General features: G+C 40.2%; 14 protein-coding genes. 3 read left to right on the top strand and 11 right to left on the bottom strand.

Annotated features, from left to right (window positions below):
• Positions 1-81: 81 nt before the first annotated feature.
• From BLS35_RS00385 to BLS35_RS00370, 4 genes are all read right to left on the bottom strand, one after another.
• Positions 82-2,085, bottom strand: a complete 2,004-nt coding sequence (locus tag BLS35_RS00385; protein WP_090776807.1) for a glycosyl hydrolase family 28-related protein — start codon at positions 2,083-2,085, stop codon at positions 82-84.
• A 33-nt stretch (positions 2,086-2,118) separates the two neighbouring features.
• A complete protein-coding gene (locus BLS35_RS00380) occupies positions 2,119-3,540 on the bottom strand; it encodes a RagB/SusD family nutrient uptake outer membrane protein (RefSeq protein ID WP_132225905.1) in 1,422 nt (473 codons plus the stop codon).
• Positions 3,541-3,550: 10 nt separating this feature from the next.
• Entirely contained in the window at positions 3,551-6,592 is a 3,042-nt protein-coding gene (locus BLS35_RS00375) for a SusC/RagA family TonB-linked outer membrane protein (protein WP_090776805.1), read from the bottom strand.
• A gap of 140 nt (positions 6,593-6,732) precedes the next feature.
• The gene (locus tag BLS35_RS00370; RefSeq protein ID WP_090776804.1) at positions 6,733-9,030 is read right to left on the bottom strand and encodes a GH92 family glycosyl hydrolase; all 2,298 of its coding nucleotides are present in this window, start codon (positions 9,028-9,030) and stop codon (positions 6,733-6,735) included.
• Positions 9,031-9,214: 184 nt separating this feature from the next.
• Between BLS35_RS00370 and BLS35_RS00365 the strand changes: the two genes are divergently transcribed.
• Positions 9,215-10,471 (top strand): hypothetical protein, encoded by a 1,257-nt coding sequence (locus tag BLS35_RS00365; protein WP_090776803.1) that lies wholly within the window; start codon positions 9,215-9,217, stop codon positions 10,469-10,471.
• Positions 10,472-10,533: 62 nt separating this feature from the next.
• Here the strand turns inward: BLS35_RS00365 and BLS35_RS00360 are convergent, their stop codons facing one another.
• The 3 genes from BLS35_RS00360 to BLS35_RS00350 form a co-directional block, all read right to left on the bottom strand.
• Complete coding sequence (locus BLS35_RS00360) at positions 10,534-11,121, bottom strand: YceI family protein (protein WP_090777305.1); 588 nt, start codon at positions 11,119-11,121, stop codon at positions 10,534-10,536.
• Between the two features lie 114 nt (positions 11,122-11,235).
• On the bottom strand, positions 11,236-12,666 hold the full coding sequence (locus BLS35_RS00355; protein ID WP_090776802.1) for a Gfo/Idh/MocA family oxidoreductase: 1,431 nt from the start codon (positions 12,664-12,666) through the stop codon (positions 11,236-11,238).
• A gap of 119 nt (positions 12,667-12,785) precedes the next feature.
• A complete protein-coding gene (locus BLS35_RS00350; RefSeq protein ID WP_254778574.1) occupies positions 12,786-14,981 on the bottom strand; it encodes a polysaccharide lyase family 8 super-sandwich domain-containing protein in 2,196 nt (731 codons plus the stop codon).
• Between the two features lie 52 nt (positions 14,982-15,033).
• On the opposite strand from BLS35_RS00350, the gene BLS35_RS00345 reads away from it, so the two are divergent.
• Positions 15,034-15,813: a DUF4846 domain-containing protein gene (locus tag BLS35_RS00345; RefSeq protein ID WP_090776800.1), complete on the top strand. Its 780-nt coding sequence runs from the start codon at positions 15,034-15,036 to the stop codon at positions 15,811-15,813.
• Between the two features lie 91 nt (positions 15,814-15,904).
• Positions 15,905-16,246 (top strand): hypothetical protein, encoded by a 342-nt coding sequence (locus BLS35_RS00340; RefSeq protein WP_090776799.1) that lies wholly within the window; start codon positions 15,905-15,907, stop codon positions 16,244-16,246.
• A gap of 109 nt (positions 16,247-16,355) precedes the next feature.
• Here the strand turns inward: BLS35_RS00340 and BLS35_RS00335 are convergent, their stop codons facing one another.
• Genes BLS35_RS00335 through BLS35_RS00320 form a run of 4 tightly spaced genes read right to left on the bottom strand, consistent with a single transcriptional unit; the run spans position 16,356 to position 21,433 of the window.
• Entirely contained in the window at positions 16,356-17,294 is a 939-nt protein-coding gene (locus BLS35_RS00335; protein WP_090776798.1) for a glycoside hydrolase family 16 protein, read from the bottom strand.
• On the bottom strand, positions 17,291-18,538 hold the full coding sequence (locus BLS35_RS00330) for an MFS transporter (RefSeq protein WP_090776797.1): 1,248 nt from the start codon (positions 18,536-18,538) through the stop codon (positions 17,291-17,293). Before BLS35_RS00330 ends, BLS35_RS00335 begins: the two co-directional genes overlap by 4 nt.
• Positions 18,528-19,871 carry a DUF4380 domain-containing protein gene (locus tag BLS35_RS00325; protein WP_090776796.1) on the bottom strand — a complete coding sequence of 448 codons (1,344 nt, stop codon included), beginning with the start codon at positions 19,869-19,871 and terminating at the stop codon, positions 18,528-18,530. Before BLS35_RS00325 ends, BLS35_RS00330 begins: the two co-directional genes overlap by 11 nt.
• 41 nt (positions 19,872-19,912) lie before the next feature.
• A complete protein-coding gene (locus tag BLS35_RS00320) occupies positions 19,913-21,433 on the bottom strand; it encodes a sialate O-acetylesterase (protein ID WP_090776795.1) in 1,521 nt (506 codons plus the stop codon).
• Between the last annotated feature and the right edge of the window lies 1 nt (position 21,434).

Raw genomic sequence — 21,434 nt, 5'->3', positions numbered from 1 at the left:
ATTCGGCAAAGCTATAAAATAAATTGTCCCTCACAACCAAAGAATTACATACCAATAAAATTAACTAAAAAAATAGTAGATTTAAAACCCATAACTTACATACAGTGGGATCACAATATTTGTCCCAAAACCACGAGAAGGGAACTCATTCATCAACCATGTTTTAGTTACGCTACCCTGAATATCTTTAATCATCGGGTTCCAATATCGATCAGGTCCATTGGTGGCTGCAATTACAGAAATATCTGAATTGTCATTCAATATACCAACCGGATCGGGATCAACATCTGTACCGTATCGGTTTAACAATCCACCCAGTACTTCCATTTTTGCACCATCCCTGACTTTCATCACAGAAAAGGTCTTTTCTGTCTTAAATCCGAATATCCAAAGCGTACTACTTATACCGGCATTGATCTGAAAATGATCTGGTTTTTCATTATTTACAAATCGCACATAAGCTTTCACATACTTAATCGTCCCATCTAGCCGGGCAAAGCCATGGATATTATTAGCGAATACTTTAGTTCCGGAATCCGTTAGAAAGCTGGTATAAACATTACCTGCGGAGGACGTACTTTCTAAAAATAGCTGACGTTTGGCTGTATGCTTTACGGAACCTGAGGCCAGTTCAATATCTCTCAACAATAAGGTGTCGGCAGATAATGCATTCACATCAAATTTGACACCACCGGTTTCAATCCACACTCCAGCTCCCTGTACCTGTTTTACAGCTGCAGGAATGCTCACCGTACCACTAATCTTATACTTATTTTTAGGAAAGTAAACCACTTTTTTACCTGAATTCATGGCCAACTGAATCGCTGCCATATCATCAGTTACCCCATCGCCAACCGCTCCGTAATCATCCACATTCGCCCAATCATTGAAATTTCCTTCCCAGGTGATCAAAGGATAATCCAGCACTCCCAGATTCATCGATTTCACAGGTCCTGTCCTTACCCTCGACTCGCTAAAAGCTTTGAAAGATCCACTCGAATATTCAGCAGTAGTTCCAGTTACGGCAACAGTAGTGTCTAATTTTTTAATCCCGGTACCATAGCCCAACAATTCTACATTCCTGGCAAACAGAAATCCATCAATAATGCGAATTCCAGTATTTAATGAGGTACCGTTTTCAAACTTACTATCCACAATAACAGCGTGTGGAAAACGGGTGCCTTTCTTCTGTAAAGTAAGTCCAGTAACCGAATTTGTGCTATAGACTTTACGTAGAGAAGTGGAAATACCTGAAAGCAGGATACCACTTCCGCTATGGTTGCTGAGACTTACGTACTCTATAGCGGGATGTGATTCTGCATCTCCATCCAGATATATTCCATACTTAAAGCCATCGATCACCAGGTTACTATAATAACCATGTGCGGAACCGATTCTAACATGCAGACCAATTTCTCCACTACCGACTATTTTAACGTTATCCAGTCTCGCCGTATTGGCACCATAAAAATCAAGGCCTATTGCCCCAGGATTTCCGCTCCCGGTATGAATGGTTATGTTCCTGAAATGAAAACCTGCAGGCGCATTGTTAAAAATAGTCCCCCGATCAAATCTAGAAAAAGAAACCACCGGTTTCTTCATCCCAGTTCCAAAGCCAGTTGCATTATCGTTCAGCTTAATAATTACAGAATCGCGGTTTTGCCCCACTAGCTTTAGCCCTGCGGTACCTTCTCGGGTAGCTGAAGCCTGTGCAGGCACGCAATCCGGAACAGGATCACCTGAATAAACCAAAGGTTTAGAAACCTTATAGGTACCATTTGGAAAATAAATGTACCAGCTTTCACGCCAGCCACAAGGTTGCCCCGAGGCTCTTAGTCTATTCATTACCCAATCCATTGCCGCAATAATGGCATCACTGTCATCTGCAACGCCATCACCGACCGCATTCGTTGTATGAACACCACTTTCTACCAACTTTCTTACGTTGATAAAACGTCCGCCATTTTCCTTAAACATTGCTGGTGGATAAACTTCATTAACTCCAATATTCCTATCCTGGGCATTTAAAATCATGGCGATCAGCAATAAGCTAAACACCATGATCACGCGATAAAATTTCATCATATCTGATATGTGTTAAATTAAATTTATCCTTATTTAATTGTAGCCAAGATTCTGGGTCAATCTGGGATTTCTATCACGTTCACGCTGGGGTATTGGCCACAGACATTTGTTAGCAACGATACCAAGCACAGTAGTGGCCCTACCCGTTCTCACGAGATCATGCCAGCGATGTCCCTCAAATGCCAGTTCCAGAAAACGTTCATTTTCTATGGCCAATTCCAGTGTATACCCTTTAGTAATATCCGATGCACTCGGATAATCACGTACAGAAATGGTATTCAGATCTAACCCATAAGCCCTTCTCCTGATCGTATTCAATATACCTGCGGCATCAGCTGGCTTCCCATCCATCATCAGCGCCTCAGCCTTCATTAACATCACATCAGCCAGCCGAATAGCGATGACATTGCCGTCCAGATTTGCGAGTGTTCTGAGGTATTTGGCAACATACGGTTGTCCTACATTCCTAAAGGGTGGATTCGTACTTAAAGCCAATGCTGCATCTTTTCTAAAATCACCTGCTTCATATGCAGTGATAATTTTTGCAGTTGGTGCCATAATGTACTCCCCTCCGATTTGGTTTGCATTGGCAACAGGCATGTAATACCGATGAAGCCCATGTCCTTCAACAGCAGAGCTGATGAACTGAATTTCAAAAATTGACTCCCGGGTGTTACGGCCGTTCGGCGTAAACATATTAATGTAATTTGTTCTGCCTAATGTTAGCGCATAATTCGGATTTTCGATGACCTTGGTTGCCTGAATTACCGCATTTGGATAATCTTTTTTAGTTAGGAATACTTTGGCAAGCAAAGCATTTGCAGCTCCCTTGGTTGCTCGTCCCCGGGTTTGCATCTCGTCACTAAACTTCAATAACAGTTTGGTTTCGGCTAGCTGCAGATCACTAATGATCAAGGCATAAACTTCATCCACGGTGGCACGTGAGATTGTAAAATCAGCATTAAAGGACTCGTAAGGTACTGTGATGATCGGCACACCGCCATAAGCCCTTAAAAGGTTGAAATAAAAATATGCTCTTAAAAAATAAGCTTCCCCTAAAAGATTATCGCGTTGCAAAGGAGTAAAAGACGCATCATTAATTCCTGGAATGTGCTTGATGACATCATTGGTACGATGAATGCCTGCATAGTTGTTCTCCCAGTAGTCCTTTACTCTAGGATTATCAACGGTAATGTTGTGCTGATCTATTGGTAGGTAATCATCCGTTACCTGTAAAACGCCTAGTGCATCTGCACCTACATCGAAAGCCAGAGGATCCTGCTTTACCTGCGACTGCACTTTATCATAAATACCAATTACAGCCGCTTCCGCATCCGCAGCGGTCTTCCAGAAGTTGACATCCACAATGCGGTCCTCTGGGCTTAAACCATTCACGCTACATCCCAGGATGAAGTTTACTGCGGCAAAAAGGAATATATATCTTACTATTTTCATGTTCTTATTATTAAAATCCAAGACTAAAACCAAACATCAATGTTCGAGGCTGAGGTTGTGAAGCCCAGTCGATTCCCAATTGCGAATTCTTAAACTGTTGATTTTGTACTTCCGGATCGTAGCCGGAATAATTAGTTACGGTAAACAGATTTTGGGCACTTACATAAAATCTGGCACCGCTCAGTTTCATCCGCTTTTGAAAAGCAGCAGGTAGCGCATACCCCAGCGTTACATTTTTTAACCTCAGGAATGATCCATCTTCAATAAAACGCTGAGACACCTCAGCATTGGTTAAACCATCTGCACCAGCAGGATCTCCCCAAATTGCTTTGGGTACATCTGTAATTGTATTTTGTGGTGTCCATCTACGCAATACATTCTTGTTTCCATTATTTAAACTGCTCATTCTTTCCAGTACATTCCTGGTTTGGTTATAAACATCATTGCCGTATGACCAATAAAAGAATACACTCAGGTCGAAACCTTTATAACCAAATGTATTTGTAATACCCCCCGTATGAATCGGTAAGGCATTGCCTACAATTTGCCTATCGGCTGTGGTAACTACGCCATCACCTGTAATGTCCTCATAAATAAAATCACCCGTTGCAGGATCTACTCCGAGATTGCGATAACCAAAGAAAGATCCTACTGATTCACCCACTCTAAAAATACTCGTTGGACTAGTGGTATTGAAACTATTTGGAAGCCCTTCTGAAAAATCGGCACTCCTGGGATCTCCTTCTACTGTTAAAGGAAGATCGGTAATTTTATTACGGTTAAAGGAGATGTTAAAATCAGTAGTCCATGTGAATTTGCCTACCAAATTTCGGCTGTTTAACTGGAATTCTAATCCCTCATTCTTCATCTGGCCTATATTGGCGCCAAATGTGCGGCTAAAACCAGAGGTAAAAGGCAGTTCCAGTTTAAAAATCAGATCGTTAGTTATTTTTCTATAAGCATCTACTACTACATTGATTCGGTCTTTGAAGAGCCCAAAATCCAAGCCCAAATTGGTTTGGGTAGTAGACTCCCAGCTCAGATCAACATTTGATAAGCTACTCGGTGCGATCCCCGCCAATGTGCCATAATTGGCCCCTACGTTATAAGTAGCCAGAGAAGGGAAATCATTACCCAAACCTTCATTATTACCTGTTACCCCAATACTTGCACGTAATTTAAGGTTACTGATGGTATGTTGTTTTTTCATGAAAGCTTCATTACTCACTTTCCATCCACCAGACACAGAAGGGAAATAGCCGAATTGCTTATTCAGACCAAACCTGGAAGAACCATCAATCCTCAATGCTCCTTCAAACAAAAAACGATCTTTATAAGCATATCCAGCGCGACCAAAATAAGAAACTATGGCCCATCTGGAACGATAATCTGAAGCTTCAGTTCTGTTCGTAAAACCAGTTATCGCTTCGATGATATCTGTTGAATTGGTATTGCCTGCAGCGCCAATTCTGCGGGTAGCAGATTCCTGATAACTTTGGCCAAGCAGAGCGGTCAGTTTATGATTTTTATTAAAGGTTTTATTATAGGAAAGTGTATTCTCATTTACCCATAGCATAACTGAATAAACACTTAAGGAACCACTTGCATTACCGCCACTATTTACGAGTCTAGACAGGTAACGGTCGTCGGTAATCCCTAAATGATCAAAGCCTATACTTGATTTGAACTGCAGACCTTTGCCAAGGGTATAATTACCATAAGCATTTCCAACATAACGGTCAGTTTCTGCGATAAAGCGGAGTTCATTTCCTACTAATACCGGATTCAGTCTTCCTTTGGAATCCTTGTAATACGTACCATCGGGATTATACACTGGATTATTTGGGTTCTGTACCAGCGCAAGCGTTAGTATAGACTGGTTAGAGAAACCACCATCCCTGCGGTTATTTACCGAATGACTGCCATTTATATTGGCGCCGATTTTCAGCTTATCGGTTGCCTTTGCATCAAAGTTTACACGCCCATTCAGTCTTTTAAATTTCTGTCCAATAATCGTTCCTTTCTGATCAAGATAACTACCTGACACATAATAAGTAGCTTTATCTGTTCCACCTGAAACAGATAAAGCATAATTTGAAACTGGTGCCGAGCGAAAAACTTCGTTCTGCCAGTTGGTATTTACACCTGTGTTGACAATGGCATTATCTACTGGCTGAGCACCATTTGCCTGACCTTCTTTAATGAGTTGCACATACTCTTCACCATTCAGCAAATCCAATCTTTTGGTCACTTCAGCAGCGCCAGTGTACATGCTAAAATTAAATTTCGCTTTGCCTAAAGCTCCTTTTTTGGTGGTAATCAGGATTACACCATTACCACCCCGGGAACCATATATAGCTGCGGCTGCGGCATCTTTTAAGATCTCAACAGATTCTATATCATTTGGATTGATGTCATTTTGTGCAGACACTCTTTGTCCATCGGTACTTTGAGGTCCCGGACCAGCAGAAAGATTGTTCATTGGGACCCCATCAATTACGTACAAAGGCCTATTCTCTCCAAACAAAGACCCACTTCCACGAATGCGCAGATAGGCCTCATCACCGGGTGCTCCCGAATTCTGTACTACCTGGACACCTGCAGCCTTACCCTGCATCATAGCGTCCAGGTTAGTAACAGGAATATTCTGCAATTCATTCCCTTTCACAGAAGTAATGGCCGAGATCACATCTCCCCGCTTTTGGGTGCCGTAACCGATCACCACAACTTCATTCAGTCCCCGCTGATCTTCGGCAAATACGATGTCGATAATTCTGTTTTTCCCCACGGTTCTGTTTTGGCTAATAAATCCGGTATAAGAAAATACCAGTACAGACTTTTCATCGGCCACCTGGATGGTATAGTTACCTTTTGAATCGGTAGATACGCCCAGCTTAGTTCCCTGAACAAAAACGCTCACGCTTGGCATGGCGATGCCCGCTTTATCTTTCACATTACCAGTTATTTTTAGTTGAACTGGTTGCTGCTGGGCATTGGCATTAAAGCCCAACAAAATGAGAAAAAAGAACATAAAGTAATTTTTATTTATCATACAGTTATTTGGTTTGGAATTAGTTGTGGTTCGCTAAAATACCTTTTCCCGGAAACGATATTTATGGTGTAGCTACCGAAAACTAAATTAGTTACATATTTAAAAAATATACCGGACAAAGACGGGCAAATACACGCGCCTTAGTTTCCCCATTGCTGATTAGGGGTATTTCCCATAAATAAGACAAGCGCTCCTCCACGTTGCAGGTCTTTATGAGTCAGCTTAGCCTGATTTATTACCTGGCCGTTTAGCACTGCTTTTTGAATGTAAAAATTAGAGGCGGACAGTCCAGGGGCAGCAATCGTAAAGATTTTACCGTTGGCCAGGGAAAGGGTTACTTTACGAAATGAGGGCGTACCGATGATGTAATCTGGAGTACCAGGACAAACCGGATAAAACCCCATCATTCCGAAAACCAACCAGGCCGACATCTGACCTGCGTCCTCGTTTCCACTCAAGCCTCCAGGCACTGTACTGTATTCTTCCTTAATGATATTTTTAACCTGACGCTGAGTTTTCCAGGGCATTCCAGCATAAGCATATAGATAAGCACTCTGGTGTCCCGGTTCATTGCCATGCCAGTAGTGTCTTTTATCAAACAACTGATCGAGTTGTTTCACAAACTGTCCTTTTCCCCCCATCAGCTCCATTAACCCCGGAACATCGTGAGGTACATACCAGCTGTACTGGAAAGCTGACCCCTCTGTAATAAAGCTGGAACGAATAGCAAAAGGATCAAAAGGGCTTACCCATTTTCCGTTGGCGTAACGCCCTCTTACATATCCTGTACCTATGTCAAAAACATTTTTGTAATTCTGTGCACGCTTCATTAACAACTGATAATCCTTTTTTTTGCCCAACAGCCCGGCCACCTGGCCCAATACATAATCATCGTAAGCATATTCCAATGTTCTGGAAACTTGCTCTTTGGTGTGAAAAGCATCGGTAACTCCATCTTCCAAGGGGATATAACCATATTTGAGATACGAACTCAAGCCACGGCGTCCCCGCCCATCTTTATAGCTCAACAAATCGTCATTTACCTGGAAAGCATTTTTGTGCATCACCTGATATAACTTTTCTGCATCCTTTCTGGCTATTCCTTTTACCAGGGCATCTCCAATCATCGCAATTGCATGATCACCGATCATTGCGGAAGTGTAACTGTTCCAGCATGGAAAGATAGGGAGCCAACCTCCTTGTTCTGCTTTTTTTAACAAGGACGTCACCATGTCTTCAGTTTTGGAAGGCTCCAGCAACAGTTGAAGCGGGTGAAGAGCCCGATAGGTATCCCATAATGAATAATCATCATAATATTTAAAGCCATCTGCCTGCGCTATCTTTCCTGCAGCAGCAAAAGCATTGTAGCTACCATCAACGTCACTGACCTCCCTCGGCAGCAATTTGGCATGGTATAGGGCTGTATAAAAATTCACTTTTTCAGTTTCGGTGCCTTCCACCTTTACTTTTGCCAGTTCAGCATTCCATTGCGCAGCTACTTTTTGTTCCAGCGCTTTAAAATTCCAGTCCTGTATTTCGGCAGCCAGATTTTTCCTCGCCTGTTCTATACTGGTGAAAGAACAACCAACTTTTATCTTCATCAGCTTTCCCTTACTTAAAGGCAGCTTCACAAATGCTCCAACGGCACTGCCTGCACTCTTTTCGTTTAGAGATTGATATTTTATTTGGGTACCATTCCAGGTACCATAAGACTCAAAGCTGCGATCGAATACGATCACAAAATATCCATTGAAACCAGCTGGTTTACCTCCTCCCTGGTAAATCCGATGAACAGGGTTATAACCTGTTATTTCATTTTTTGACACATCTATCTGCACAAAACCTTTCCCCTGGTCACTATTTGGTTCAATACAGATCCAGGCATCTTTTTCTTCATTAAAACTGAAATTGAGCATAGCTGAATGGCTGAGTCCCGTCATAGCAGTCTGGATGTTGTAATCAGCCAACTTTACACGGTAACTATAAGGTTTGGCCTGTTCTGAGGAATGAGTATAGTTGGAAGCCCTTTTGTCGGGATCTGTTTCTAGCTTCCCTGCAACAGGCATAATGGTAAAACTACCATAATCTTGGGTGCAGGAACCACTAAGCCAATGACTACCTCTAAAACCTTGTATTTTTTGATCTTCGTAATAGTAGGGTGCCAGACATTTGCGTTCTGTAGCACGGGTTTGAGGGGTCCAGCTGGTCATTCCATTAGGAACACCGACAGCAGGAAAAGTCTGCCCTCTCAATTCAGAGCCATCCTGACTATGTCGCAGTGCACTTTCAGTAGTACTGATAGCCGTACCTATTAATGGATTTACATACTTTGTAAATTCCTGTGCTTTCAAAAATTCTGCATGGAAACCGAAAACAGACAAACATAAAAAAGCTGCCTTTATTCCATACCTAAACTTAAAAAATTCTTGTTTATACATTAAGATTTATAATTTGGTTTTCGATTAACAGCATCAAGCTAATTTTAACGAAATAGTTTGATGCTGTTTTTCATTTTGAATTTTTAAATTTACGTGGCAGGTGTGTTGTTTATGGCGGACAAAATGAGGCATAGACATGCATAACAAAAAACACCTCTATGCGAGCTAATTAACTATCAATAAATTGGATAACAGATCTTACATTTTAAGGTGCGTTGCACTGATCGAGCAAAAAGTAGACTGGGGAAAAACCCAAGACTGGGTAGATTATGATTTCAAAAACCTTAGTGATCAGATCTTCGAAAGTACAAAAGTATCCATTAGTGTAAGAACATTAAAAAGAATTATACGACAGGTTCCGGATTCTGAAGGTTATTATGAGCCGCAAATGGCTACAAAAAATGCACTAGCCGTTCACCTGGGCTTCCGTAGTTGGGCCGATTTCAAACAAAATAATGTAATAGGGACTGATCAGAAATCAGAAACAACTACTACTGCTCCTATCGTAAATATTAAAAAGAAAGTAAATTATCTGAAATGGGTCTTCCCCATAATCAGTCTTCTTTTGTGTATAGCTGCCTACCTGGTGTGGAAATCACAGCGAACATCGGCAGAGCTGACCATAAAAAAAGCGGTAGGTAACAATTTTGCTTTCAGATATGATTTAAAGGCGATAAAATACAATAGTGCGACCATAGATCTTGATTATGGTTTTTTCCGCCCCCTTGTGACACCAAAAGGAGAATTCACCTATGTATTTAAGCTACCAGATAATTATCGCCTAAAACTGCTGGCAGATGGAGAGGTTCTGGCAGCTCAAAATATCCAGATAGTTTCAAACGGATGGAAATGTGTCGTACAACAAGGTCAAAAAGAGGTTCTGATAAGCGACTCCAGCCTATTCAATCGTAACCAGGTACTTTCTCTTCGTCCAGATAAAATACGAAGTATTGGCTTGGATCCCTCGGAAGACTACTGGACAGATTATAGAAACATTAAAGATTTCAATATAGATGGGGATAATCTGATTGTCGAAGTAGATATAAAGAACGATCTTAAAAATGGTGGCATTGACTGTTTCGATAGCAGCATAGAATATCTAGCCGAATCTAAAACAGGACGAGTGAAATTTGTTAGACCAGGCTGCGCACAGTTTGCCTCCTTCGATTTTGGCGAAGTTCATTACAACGGAAATTTTCATGATCTTAAACCTTTTGGCATCAATCTTTCTCAGTGGCAAAAAGTACGTATTGAGGTCATTAAAAAGCAGGTTAACGTCTTTATCAATGGGGTATCAATCTACAAAAATAGCTACCATGAGCCAATAGGAAATGTTAAAGGCATTAAATGTAAATTTAAAGGCGTTGGAGCAATCGACAATTTCAGGATTATGAATTTGAAAAAAGAAGTGATCTACAGCGCATCATTTGACTACAATTAGCCGATTAAATAAAAGGCTCGCTCAATTTTTGAGCAAGCCTTTCCTTTTCCATAATCGGAAAATTACTTTTTAGCTATTAATTTCACTCCGATTTCAAAGTTATCGTCAATTGCTTTGTCGCCAATGCTATCGAAGAATGATTTCGAACCATATCTGATATCATATTTAGTTCTATCTACAGTGATTTTACCTGCCAATGCTGATACAGTACCATCTGCGTTAGCTGTTACAGTTGCAGGGAAGCTTAAAGGCTTAGTGATACCTTTGATTGTTAGGTTACCCGAAACATTTACATTAGCACCTGAACCAGTAACTTTAGTGATTACGAAAGTTGAAGTCGGGAATTTAGCTGAACCAAAGAAATCATCAGCTTTCAAGTGTCCTTCTAACTTTGCGCTTCCATCAGCATCTTTAATTGAAGTCATATCGATCACAAATGTACCGCCTGTTACGTTTTTACCATTCACATCTAATGATCCAGATTTTAAAGCAATGGTTCCGTTATGAGCACCGGTAACTTTTTTACCCAACCATGTGATAGTTGATTGAGCTGCATCTACAATGTAAGTAACTGGTTTTTTAGGGTTTGTAAAAGCTGAAAGTCCTACTACAGCTACTAACAATAAAATAGTGTTGATTTTTAATTTCATTTCCTGGTTTATTAATTTTGATCCAAAGATAAGATCAAAGAATAACATCTCCCATTGATCTATGTTAAGAAAATCACCTATCGATGATAATATTGCGTCCTTGATTAACTGTATCTATACTTTGTAATACTGTTCCCAACCTTTACGCGGCGGCGGACCAACAAGTAAAGCATTGGCAACTTTATTATTCGTAATTATCTTCTTTTTACGATCAAATTCAAGCTTTGCGTTTAATTTCTGAGCAAGTACCCCCAGACAGAATACCTGACTAAGTGGTCCTGCTACCGAGAACGGTGATCTTGTTTTCTCTTCTCCTTTACAAGCTTGAAGGAAATTCTTAAAGTGGTTTGAAGGACTTTTAGGTACTTCCGGTAATGAGGCCGCCATTGCCAAAGCTTTTTCTTCAGGAATAATAGAAAGTGTACTACCATGAGAACCGCCTTTAAAAGTAAGCTCCTTGCTGTAGATTATCTTTCCTGGATTTAATTTTGCCGGCTCAATTTTACCTGTACTTGGCGGTGGGATATTCGGATCTAAACCAGAAACACCATATCCTTTCGGAATCGGTGGTAAATTATCTACCCCATCGTACCAATTGATATCCATCGCAGGCATATTACCTCGCTTTGGAAACTTAAAAGCCAGGGTCGTAGATGTCGGATAAAAGAAATCGTTATGTCCAGATAACACTGGATTAATCTGATAGGGTAAACCCAGATCAAGAAACTCGTGGGCAGTATCTACAATATGCGCACCCCAATCACCAAGAGCACCCATTCCCAAATCAAACCAGCAGCGCCATTGTCCATTCACAAAATCTTTATTGTAATTGTGTCCTGTTGTTGCCATTTGCCATATATCCCAATCCAGTGTATCAGGCACAGTTTGAGCTGCAGGGAAAGATTTTATATGGGTATCCCATCCATGCCAACGTCTTGGCGAATTCATATGCGCTGTTATTGAGGTCACATCCTTAATGATACCAGCTTCTTTCCAGGCTTTAAACTGAAAATAATTGGCTTCAGAGTGCCCTTGATTCCCCATTTGGGTAACGACCTTATCGTATTTCTTCGCAGCTTTCATCATGAGTTCTACCTCATTAAAAGTACGAGCCATTGGCTTTTCTACATATACATGTTTTCCTAAGCCCATAGCCATCATCGTAATAGGAAAATGCGAAAAATCAGGTACGCCAACGGTAACGGCATCTATCTGATTACTCATTTTATCAAACATCTTCCTGAAATCCTGAAAGCGGGGTACATTAGGAAATTCTTTTAAAATGGCTGCCGTATGTGCAGCGCCCATATCCACGTCGCAAAGGGCAACAATATTAACGAGACCAGTTTTATACAAATCCCGGATGATTTCGCCCCCCCTGTTTCCAATACCAATACAGGCCAGATTTACGCGCTCATTAGGATTCGCAAATTTTATATCCCCCTTACTCATCCCCATCAGTATACCTGGAGTGATCGCTGCCGCAGCAGACAACATCATGGTTTGCTTTAAAAAATGTCGTCTTGAAAATTCTTTAGTACTCATTTTTAATAATTGTAAAAGGTTTACATTTGGTGTTTTTTTCCCTAAGATATGATTTTTAAAGAATTTTATTCCCCAAGCGCTTGGGGCTTATAGGCTTGTTGCTTTCCCCAATAAAACAATTAATTTATAACAGTTGATACAGTCTGGCCGGCATATTCCTTTTGAGGAAGCGCTAAAGTAATCGTTTTGATATCGGCTAATCCTTTAATCCCGATCTTAACATTTAGGGTCTTATGAAGGTGGGAAGGATCTGCGGCATAAAGCTGGTACTTCCCTGCTTCCTGTTTACGAAGCATCACTAGTGCTGGAATATCTGTCGATATTTCGATTTGCTCATCATCAAAGTCAACATTAGCTGTATAAAACACCATTTGCCATAGTTCCAACCCGCGATGATATACTGCTTGAAGGTTTTCGGTATTGGATTTAATTACAATATTTTCCTTTTTCAAATATTGTTTCATCGCGATCGGACTTTCCATGCCTGGCAGCAAAATATAGGCATATTTTCCATTTTCAGGTCGAATGCCATGCTCCAAACTTAATTGAAAAACAGATTTCTCTTCTACTTTTTTATTAGCCTCTTCACCGCCCATGCTAATCTCGCTCCAATCGCTACGCCTTTTTTCAGCAGATAGATTCACCTTACCCTTTTGAGGAAAAAGGTAGCCTATCCGATCATGCAATACCCATTCTACCTGATCATTAAAAGTTAGATGGAGGTCTTTTTTATAATTCCAAATGCGACCTTTTTTAGATAAAGTCAGCCCATCATCTGCAAGAATTACCTGATTTAAAGTCGTGCTAACTGGATTAGGTAATGTAGAACTGATCCCTGCTCCTAAACATACAATTTCATCATCAAACATAAACCATGACTTTTTTGCTGAGGTCTGTAGATCATTATCCATTACGTAGGCCGTGGCACCATAACGTGCATCCGACACCCCACCCGAAAAAGGATGAGTGCCTCTCCTATCTCCTACACCCGGTGCCTTATCTTTTACAATTGGTAGGGTATCTGGCAAGGTAGTACCCGGTAGTTTGGTCCAATTCCACAAAGGAAAAATATTGTCATATTCATTGCCTTTCAATTGGAGATTCATAGTCCCTTCGGCTCCCCAAAAACCTTTCATATTTTCCAGATTGCCAATCTCTTGAGAATACTTTCGGTTAGATACCGCATGTATAGACATAAAATATGAAGGTCGGGTATGTACAGTATAATCCGTATTCCAATAATGCTGATGAAAGGGCTTTACTTTAAAGGAAGCAGATTCTTCGCCTTTCAGTCGTTTCTTTATGGTGTTGTATTGCTGCTTTCCTTGAGGATCAATTTCCCCCAGCCGCTCAAGATAAGACGAATAGTCTTTTTGTGTAGCTCCGACTCTTGAAATACCTCTACCCAGCACATTCCAATCCATCCATTTACCTCGAATAACACCAAATATCGATTCTAATATAAACTTTCGAAACAAATCTAGTTTTTCACCTTGCAAGGCATACTTTGTTCCTAAAGTATAGGAGGCTGATTTGGATACACAGGTCATAAACTCTGTCCCATAACCGCCATTATATAGATAGCCATAATGCATATCATAGGAAAGATCATATTGAATCCCCTCTCCAGTTGTATATTGAATGGGCGAATAGGCTTCCTTCACACCTTGCTCTAACATTTTTTCATGCTTTGATAATGCACCGATAAATATCCAGCCCATGGCAATCTGTGCTTTATTGGCTCCGAAATTATATTTATGCATTGGATTATTTCGACCATTACTGGTGATTGCGGTATCCTTACAGATTACCGCAAGCGTAGTTTTTTCTACCAAGCTATCTAAGGGCAGTTCCCCAAACTTCATATTGATTAAGCTCCGCGCTAAAGACTGTGGGCGGGTAATGCCTTGCTGATACCAGTTGTCACAATAAGGCAAAGGCTTATGACTAGTAAAATAGTTCAGGCTTTTTTGGATTGCTTCCCAGATATTTTTATCTCCATAATAGCTACTTTTAGGATGTGAATAGGCTAAAGTCATGGTTCTTATATTTTCCAATACAGGCAACCAACTTGGATTGATTCGCTTATGATCGGCATAGTCGAGTGATTTGTATTTTCCATTCTCTAAATTCAAATCAGAAAGGTTAACCTTGACTTGCTTGTCCAAGTTATTAATATCTTGCACCTCATCTATCTGCTCCTGATGAACGCGTTGTAATATCGTCTGGAATACTGCATCTGACTGAGCAGCTGCATAGTTAAAAAAACTTGTAACAAGTGTAAATAAAAAAACTAAAAAAATAGGTCTCATCATGTTTAGCGAATATAAGTTTTAACAAAATAAAATCTTTACTTTCAGTAATAATATGAAAGCACTATCTCTCAGTTGTCTACTAACTTTTCTCTTTGTGCAAGGCTTTGCTCAACAGACTGGAAACATCCCTACTCCAGCACATTTTAAGCGGGTGAACGCAGAAGCTGGTTCATTTGCATACTGGCTGCGACACATCAAGCTCAAAAAAGACAATACAGTGTACCTTTTTAATGGGGAGAAAAAACGGAATCAACAAGCACAGTATGCGGTATTAGACATCAGTATTGGAAAAAGAGACCTGCAACAATGTGCTGATGCCGTGATGCGACTTTACGCAGAGTGGCTATATGCAAAAAAGCAATATGCAAAGATTGTCTTCTTAGCAACCGACGGTACCGCTATGGATTATGCTTCCTGGCGACAAGGCTACCGTTTTGTACTGCGACAACAAAAATTACAGAAGGTAAAATCCTCAGGTATTTCTAATGATCGACCTGCATTTGATAACTATCTACAAACTGTATTTAGCTTCGCTGGCACTTTATCTTTAAGTAGACAATTGAAGCCTGTACCGCATCAAAATGACATTCTTATAGGTGATGTGTTTTTGCAAGGCGGGTCTCCTGGCCATGCGGTGATCGTAATGGATGTAGCAACGAATACTGCCGGAGAAAAGCGTTTCCTTTTAGCGCAAAGCTATATGCCTGCTCAAAGTATCCATATCCTCAAAAACCCGCTATCCTCCAGCCCTTGGTATAGTAATAAATTCGGAACTGAATTAAAGACACCTGAATGGGTTTTCAAGGCGGGCTCGCTTTATCGCTGGCCTTAACAAGCTTTTATGTTGTCCTAATATAGCTATTTACCAATGATAGGTCATATTGAAAATATATTATCCTATTTTTGCGCCAAAAGAATTGATTATGGACTCAAGCGAACTACGAATAGGAAATTACACATTAGACCATGGATCCCCAGAGCAAATACCTTACGGATCTGACATCGATTCTGCCGGATTAATGGAGCCCATACAATTAACTGAAGAATGGCTGATTAAATTTGGCTTCGAGAAATTCGAGTTCGAATATGAAGAAGGTAATGAAACCACCTACGTTTTGGAAAAGAAGAATGGACATCAGTTTGTATTAAATGATGATCTACAGCCTATGGATGGTGAAATTGCCATGTTAGACTATAAATTAGAATACGTTCACCAACTTCAAAATCTCTTTTACTGCTTAACCGCTGAGGAATTAACTATATAACTTTATTTTTAGAGGTATTAATCCCACTTGTTTTGGGAATTCTTTTTTGATAAATGCAGGAAGTAAATTGACACTGAACGCATTAAGCCGTCCAGTGTTCAATTAAGTATTATTTTACTTCATCATAAACCCTAACATAATCGACGATAAAATAATCTGGAAGGAGCGCCTTTTTAAGTACATCAGCGGGTGCACCTTCACGGTATCCATTACATTCCGTTGAAAGCAAAATAAACTGTTCGCGATTCGAAACTGGATCTAACACTCGCCAGGTTTCTTTACCATCCATATAAAACACATAACCTTCTGGACTCCAATGCACTCCAAATGTATGAAACTCGTTATCACTAGGTCTCATTTCCAATTTGCCAGTTCCTTTGTGCTTATGGTTTTTACCATAGCCATTCCAATGAACGTTTTGACTAATAATTCCATCCCGAGTAAAGTTCTCCATAATGTCAACTTCAACTCCAGAATCAGCAGGATCTAATGTACTGCCTATAACGGGTGATTGTAACCAAAAGGCTGCCCACCAACCTTCCTGAGTAGGTAGCTTACAACGAACTTCATAATATCCGTATTTGTGTAAAAACTTAGCTGGTTCAAGCTCAGCAATAGGCCAGGCCAGCTTTGTTTTCCCATATTGATTACCTGGTACATCCATAAAGTTTCGTCCGGTTTGTATCTGAGATGAAAAGTATTGACCATTCTTTTCATATAACTTCATCATCAGATGCCCTTTTCCATCAAGTTCCACGGCATCATCCGTCCAGGTTTCATGTCGCGTTTGCATAATATGTAAACGAAAATCCCACTTACTCCGATCCAGTTTTTTTCCATCAAACTCATCACTCCAGATTAGTTTCCAGTTTTTACCTGAAGGGAGCTGGCTTTCCCCTTCACCAGTGCCTTTAAATGGTTTATTGTCTTGCGTGTACCCTTCAAAAACGAAGGAAAAGCTCATTAATGCAAGTGCAATTATTTTAATCTTAAACATATTCATATTGTTATTTTCTTGTTTATAAATTTCATTATATATTACTTTCATAATTCCTGAGGATTAGTTGAGACCACATCTCGTTTATAAAACTTAATCAAGGCAACTAAAATCAGTACTCCACCAATTAAATAGGCAACTGATAAAGAAGATAACCCATTGGAGAGTCCCATACCTGGTTTTAAATAACCTAAAAGTACCGGGGCAATTGCGCCAGTAATAAAAGCGAACATAGATATGATGCCAACAGACGTTGATCTATATTGAGGCTCAATCACTAAAAATAAGGTGGTGTAAGTATTAGCTTCATAAATACCTCTGCAAAAACCAAAAGCAGCAAGCATCACGTAGGTATAAGATGCATTTTCGGCCTGTCCCATTGCGAGTATAAAAGGCGCTCCCAGTAATAGACCAACTGATTGAATAATTAACCGGTTACCACTAGATTTTAGTGCGAATTTATCAGAGCACCATCCGCCAAAAATAACACCTGCAAAGGCAAATATATGATGGTAAAACATCGATGAAAAACCTGCTTCCACAATAGATAGCTTAAATTTCTCGTGTAAAAAGGTAGGCATCCAGGTTAAGTAAGCAACGTTTACAAATACAAGACAAGCGAATGCCATCCCCAATAATATAGCTGTCGGTTTTTTGAACAATGCTAAAACCGCTTCTTTGATGAAACCCGCACGAACATGATTCGTGGAAACGGTGTTGATCAGCTGAATTGATTTTATTCTCCAGGCCAGTAAGGCCGCTAATACAATTCCCGTCCCACCAAAAATATAGAATGCAAATTTCCATCCATACCACTGTGCAATCAAACCACCTAGCGTACCACTCAAAATAACTCCGGCATACAATGAAGTCTGATGAACGGACATCGCCAATGCGCGAGTCTTTTTATGATATTCTCCAATTAATGCATTTGCTGAGGGCGCATAAAAAGCTTCACCCCCGCCTACAGCAATACTCCTAAATAAGATCAAATGAATTAACCCCGTACTTGCCCCGGTCAATAAAGTGGCGATACTCCAGAATAGGACACTGATCCAGATAATCCTTTTCTTACTAAACATATCCCCCACTACCCCTGCTATTGGAATAAAAATGCCAATCACCAGTATGAAGAGTGAACTGATCAGCCCTAATTGAACGTCAGTTAACTGTAGATCAATTTTAATCAATGGTAGCAAGATATTAAAGATCTGCCTGTCTGCCTGATTAAAGAAAAAAGCCAGCCACAACCAGATCAGCAATTCCCATTTATAAAAACCTGTATTACTTTTCATATGTCTTTTCCGTATTGTTTTTGATTTCCTTATTCCTGCTTAACATCGTACAATGATCTAAATCTCCGCAATAAGTATTGTTTAAATCAAAAAATTGCAATGATAGACTCACTTCATTCCCTTCAAAACCTAGGGCATCAGAAAGCTCGACAGCTAAGTCGATGCCCTTTGCAGGAGACACCTCTAGTTCTATTAATGGCTCCTTCCTCAATATGGTTTCTACGTCGTCATAATTTAAAACCAGTTTCAAAACACCTTCCTTAAAAACTCCGTATTTACCTTTAATCTGAATGCAACTGTCGCTTACATCGATCGTCATAAATGAGCTGATTACACCAACATCGTTCATTGTGATGACCTCAGTTTCTTCCGGAATCTTGCACAAGAGCATTTGATATTCGAACGTCATCTGACTATCAGGTTGCATTTCACATAGTGGAGATAATAATTCTATTTCCATATATGGAAAATTCTTACTGGGATCTTCGAAATATTCATTAACCCTATTTCTAGAGTACACCAGTCCTTTGCCCTGCACCCATATCTGAACAGAAGTATCCTCAGGATAAATAGCTTTCTTATCATATTCAAATGTTGCGATCAACACATTTCCAATTTTCTTATCACAAAATGCAACCCAGTTTGCATCAGCGTCTAAACCTACTTTCCCAACCAAATACTGATTAGTTACTTGAAAATTACCCGAACTGTTGACCTTGTATTGTGGGCTGTTCACCAATCCATGCATGACCTGAAATCCATCTTTGAACTTACTTTTTGGATTTAACGGGCAGATGATCTTATATCTATCTATGGTAGTGATATCAGGAGTATCCAATTGAATAACCGGCCATATAGACCATACTTTAGCTTTATTGCTTTTATTAATAAAAGTTGCTTTAACCAAAATTTTGGAAGAATCCTCGGAAAGGGTAATATCTTTAAGGATTTGCAAACCGGTATAAGGGTCAACATCACTCTTTAAACTCACTTGATCTCCTGCTGTAGAATCGGAATTATCTGTAGAAACACTATAAAAACCGCCATCCAAAATGACATCAGGTGGCCCTGGCCACTGCTGCTCTGAATCCCATCCCTGGGGAGCCGGCCATATTTTTTCTCCGCCAAAGTTTAACCAATTGGTTTTTTCTTTAAACCCAGCCGAAGCAATATCGACTCCATGAAGATTTACATTATTAAAAAGTAATTCCTCTTCCATCAATCCCAATTGGATAATCCTTCCGCCCAAATTAGGCGCCACGCAAACAGTCATCCATTTGTTTTTCAAGGCAATAACATCCCAACCCTTATATTTAATATTTTGCTTTGACATCCTGTATTCTGGTAATTTTATGTGTGCTTTCAATTGAAAAATTATGGAATATCATTATTTACATATACTGTTTTGGCCGAAAGTCCTGGCCAGTTATCTGTACGGAATGGCGATGCTGGCAAACCTTCTATATTAGTCAGGTTACAGCCCTCAGGATTGTTTGCCCAGGCATATCTTACCGCTACCGGATCTGGTATCTGCTCGCTGGATACAATCACCTGGTTACCCTTGATTACTGCTAAGGCCCAAACAAATTTCTTATCAGCACCAGCTATCGAAAAGTACTTTAAAGCACTTCCCCCCTTAGCTACTAAGCCCTGACCAATATTGCTGAAACTAATGATGATTTTATCATTATCAACGCGCATCGACTGATACAAAGGACCAGAAGTCACCAAATTGGTTTCTTTATAGGCAATTTTCATTGCAGCAAGTGCCAAACGTTCACCCACATCTTTTTTATTTGGCGGATGGATATTATTGGCAATCCCCAGGTCGATACCTACAGCCATCGCAGTATTAACCTGTTTCGACAAAGTCATCAGTTGGGCTTCCCTTAGCTCGGCCCAATACGCCTCCACTGGTACTTTTGATACCTCTTTAAAATTAACCAGTTGCTGGTAAATAAAAGGGAAGTTACCTTGTCCCCATCTCGATCGCCAATCGTTGATTAATGCAGGAAAAAGATCGCGATATTCATACCCACGCAGTTGATTGTTTTCACCCTGGTACCATAAAACGCCTTTAATTCCATAAGAGATAATCGGATTGATCATAGCATTGAACAATACGGTCGGCAACACAGCATTATATAAATTCACTTTACTTGTTAAGGCAGCCGTATCCTTCAAAAAACGGATTGTTTTCGAAAATTGAGGAAACTTTTTCAATGCGTCTGCACTCATCCAGGCTTCCGCAGGAGTTCCACCATAACTAGCGTTGATCAATCCGATTGGAACATTATATTTTTCATACAAATGCTTTGCAAAAAAATAAGCTACGGAACTAAATGACATGATGGTGTTTGGCCCTGCAATCTTCCATCCTGTCATTTTTACTGTACTTTGTGGCGCAGCACTATAGTTGCGATTCACTATAATCTGACGAATATTGTCATTTGCAGCCGCTGCTATTTCCTCGTCATAGCTATTTCTAATCACTACATCATCAGGATACAAGGTTTTAAGAGCGTTAAAGCTAAAAGCCATATTGGATTGCCCAGAGCAGACCCAAACATCCCCAATCAGGATATTCTTGATCTTCAGTACCTCGGCAGCACCTTCAATAGTCATCTGATAAGGTCCTCCATGTAGGCTCTCCTTTAACGTTACAGCCCATTTACCATCGGCTCCCGCCACAGCCCTGTAACTTTCATTTTTAAAATTTACGGAGATCTTCTCACCGGCAGTAGCCCAACCCCAAACGGGCACTTTGATGTCTCTTTGAATGATCATATTATCTCCAACCAGCTGGGGCAATACGATGGCCGCTTGAACTTGACCTGTTGTCAAAATCCATAAAAGAGCAATGATATTAAAAAACGTTAACCTAATTATCTTCATA

Origin of the sequence: Pedobacter sp. ok626, from assembly GCF_900100435.1 — a bacterium.
Classification (GTDB): Bacteria; Bacteroidota; Bacteroidia; order Sphingobacteriales; family Sphingobacteriaceae; genus Pedobacter.
This window is presented reverse-complemented; position numbering and strand designations above follow the sequence as displayed.